This is a genomic window from uncultured Aquincola sp. (assembly GCF_964001545.1).
Taxonomy (GTDB): domain Bacteria; phylum Pseudomonadota; class Gammaproteobacteria; order Burkholderiales; family Burkholderiaceae_C; genus Aquincola.
This window is the reverse complement of sequence record NZ_CAXFDV010000474.1, coordinates 1-2,206: the sequence shown is the minus strand read 5'-3', so window position 1 is coordinate 2,206 and position 2,206 is coordinate 1. Positions and strand designations below refer to the sequence as shown.

3 protein-coding genes are annotated in these 2,206 nt (G+C 62.7%); all 3 read right to left on the bottom strand.

Going from position 1 to position 2,206, the window contains the following annotated elements; all coding sequences use genetic code 11:
* A complete protein-coding gene (gene motA, locus ABNT58_RS16255) occupies nt 1–861 on the bottom strand; it encodes a flagellar motor stator protein MotA (RefSeq protein WP_348754492.1) in 861 nt (286 codons plus the stop codon).
* A 252-nt stretch (nt 862–1,113) separates the two neighbouring features.
* On the bottom strand, nt 1,114–1,668 hold the full coding sequence (gene flhC, locus ABNT58_RS16250; protein ID WP_250196196.1) for a flagellar transcriptional regulator FlhC: 555 nt from the start codon (nt 1,666–1,668) through the stop codon (nt 1,114–1,116).
* Nucleotides 1,669–1,733: 65 nt separating this feature from the next.
* Nucleotides 1,734–2,057 (bottom strand): flagellar transcriptional regulator FlhD, encoded by a 324-nt coding sequence (flhD, locus tag ABNT58_RS16245; protein ID WP_250196195.1) that lies wholly within the window; start codon nt 2,055–2,057, stop codon nt 1,734–1,736.
* Between the last annotated feature and the right edge of the window lie 149 nt (nt 2,058–2,206).

Here is a 2,206-nt window from a genome sequence, read left to right as displayed (position 1 = left end):
TCATTTCTTGCCCTTGACGTGGCCTTCCAGCTCGGCAAAGGTCGGGCGCTCGGTGGAATACAGCACCTTGCGGCCGAACTCCACCGCCACCTGCGGCGCATAGCCCTGCATCGAGGCCAGCAGCGTGGTCTTGATGCACTGCAGCTCCTTGCTGCCTTCGTCCACCTTCTGCTCCAGCAGGCCGCCCAGCGGCTCGAAGATGCCGTAGGCCAGCAAGATGCCGAGGAAGGTACCCACCAGGGCCGAGCCGATCATGCCGCCCAGCACCGCCGGCGGCTGGCCTACCGAGCCCATGGTGTTCACCACGCCCAGCACCGCGGCCACGATGCCGAAGGCCGGCAGCCCGCCGGCCAGGCGCTGGATGGCGCCCACCGCGGCATGCGCCTCGTGGTGGTGGGTGTCGATCTCGCTGTCCATCAGCGATTCGATCTCGTGCGAGTTCAGGTTGCCCGACACCATCATGCGCAGGTAGTCGGTGATGAACTCCATCACATGGTGGTCGTTGCCCACCACCGCGTACTTGGAAAAGATGGCCGAGCTGTGCGGGTCCTCGACGTCCTTTTCGATGGACATCAGGCCTTCCTTGCGTGCCTTCTGCAGGATCTCGTACAGCAGCGCCATCAGCTCCATGTAGCGGGCCTTGGTGTACTTGCTGCCCTTGAAGCAGGCGCCGAAGCCCTTCATGGTGGCCTTGAGCACCTTGGGCTGGTTGTTGGCGATCATCGCGCCGATGGCCGCGCCCATGATCGTGATCATCTCGAACGGCAACGCATGCAGCACGACGCTGATGTTCCCGCCGTGGGCGATGAACACGCCGAAGATGCAACCCAGCGCTACGAGCCAGCCGATGATGACGAACATGATGTGAACGAGTTCCTGGTTCCGCGGTTTATCGGTGCGGGATCCGTTCACTTGAGTTTGGCGCCGGGGGCCGGGGGTCGCTCCATGCAACAGCGCCGTTTTGGCGCGCCAATAAAAAACGCGGACCGTGGGGTCCGCGTGAAAGCACAGAGACTGTGCCAGGAGGAGACAAATGAGCGATGAGATCGCCCGCAGGGTGTGTATCGGCTGGTGCTGCGGGCGTCTTGAGGACTTTTTTCGCGGCGCCGCGTGTCAGTGCGCGGAGCTGCTTTGCATGGTCAGGGCGCCGGCCGCCTTGCCCTTGCCGGCACGCGCCGGGGGGTTGCACAGGCCGCAGGTGTAGTGACGGGCGATTTCATGCGGGTGGGTGACGTAGTGGCCGCCGCAGCTGTTGCACTTGGTCATGGTCAGCATGCCGTTGTCGACGAACTTGACCAGGCGCCAGGCGCGGGTGACGGACAGCAGCGGTTCCAGGTTCTGGGCTTGGGTTTGTTCCAGGTAGAGCTGGTAGGCCTTGATGACGACGTCGATCTCGTCCATCTCCGCCGCCTTGTTCAGGTATTCGTGGATGTTCAGGAACAGGCTGGCGTGGATGTTCGGCTGCCAGGTCATGAACCAGTCGGTCGAGAAAGGCAGTTGGCCCTTGCTGGGGCTCTTGCCGGACACTTCCTTGTAAAGACGAAGCAGCCGCTCATAGCTCAGGTCGGTTTCCGATTCCAGCACCTGCAGGCGAGCGCCCAGGTTGATCAGCGTGACCGCCCGTTCGATTTGCTTGGCTTCGGTGAGGATGCTCTTGTTGCGTGCCATGATCTTTGCTCCGTCCTGTATCGCTGTGTTGTCTGGCGTGTGACCGGTCGTGCTGCCGGTTCGGCTTACGCCGCTTCCTGGTGGCGGCCCGCCATCAGGATGGAGGCATGCAGGCGATTGACCGCATCGTTGGCGGAAGCCTTGCCGTGGCTGGTCAGCAGGTTCCACACGAGCTCGTCGTCCATGCGAAAGCGGCACAGCAGCGTGTTGCCCGAGGCCACCTTCATGATCTGCGCGGCCGACAGCGTGCCGATCAGCGTCGCGGTGTCTTCGCTGATGCCCAGGCGGTACAGCGCCTGCTCGCGGTCGGCGCGGATCAGGCTTTGCGCCAGCATCAGGTAGCTCAGGTTCGCTTCGCGGATTTCGGCAAGGATTTGGTCGGCGGTCATGTCGGGCTCCTGGGTCTCTCAAGGGCAGCAGCTCGTGTGCTGCGATGGGATGAACTTTAGAAGCCGAAACAAGGGGGCAACAGTGGCCCATCTCCATGACTTGAGTCCCGTTTGTTCCGTACCCCCTGTCAGGCAAATTCCTACAGCGC

What these genes read in the sequence shown, in the direction of transcription:
- flhD (WP_250196195.1), bottom strand. Translation starts at nt 2,057, where the DNA reads ATGACCGCCGACCAAATCCTTGCCGAAATCCGCGAAGCGAACCTGAGC.
- flhC (WP_250196196.1), bottom strand. Translation starts at nt 1,668, where the DNA reads ATGGCACGCAACAAGAGCATCCTCACCGAAGCCAAGCAAATCGAACGG.
- motA (WP_348754492.1), bottom strand. Translation starts at nt 861, where the DNA reads ATGTTCGTCATCATCGGCTGGCTCGTAGCGCTGGGTTGCATCTTCGGC.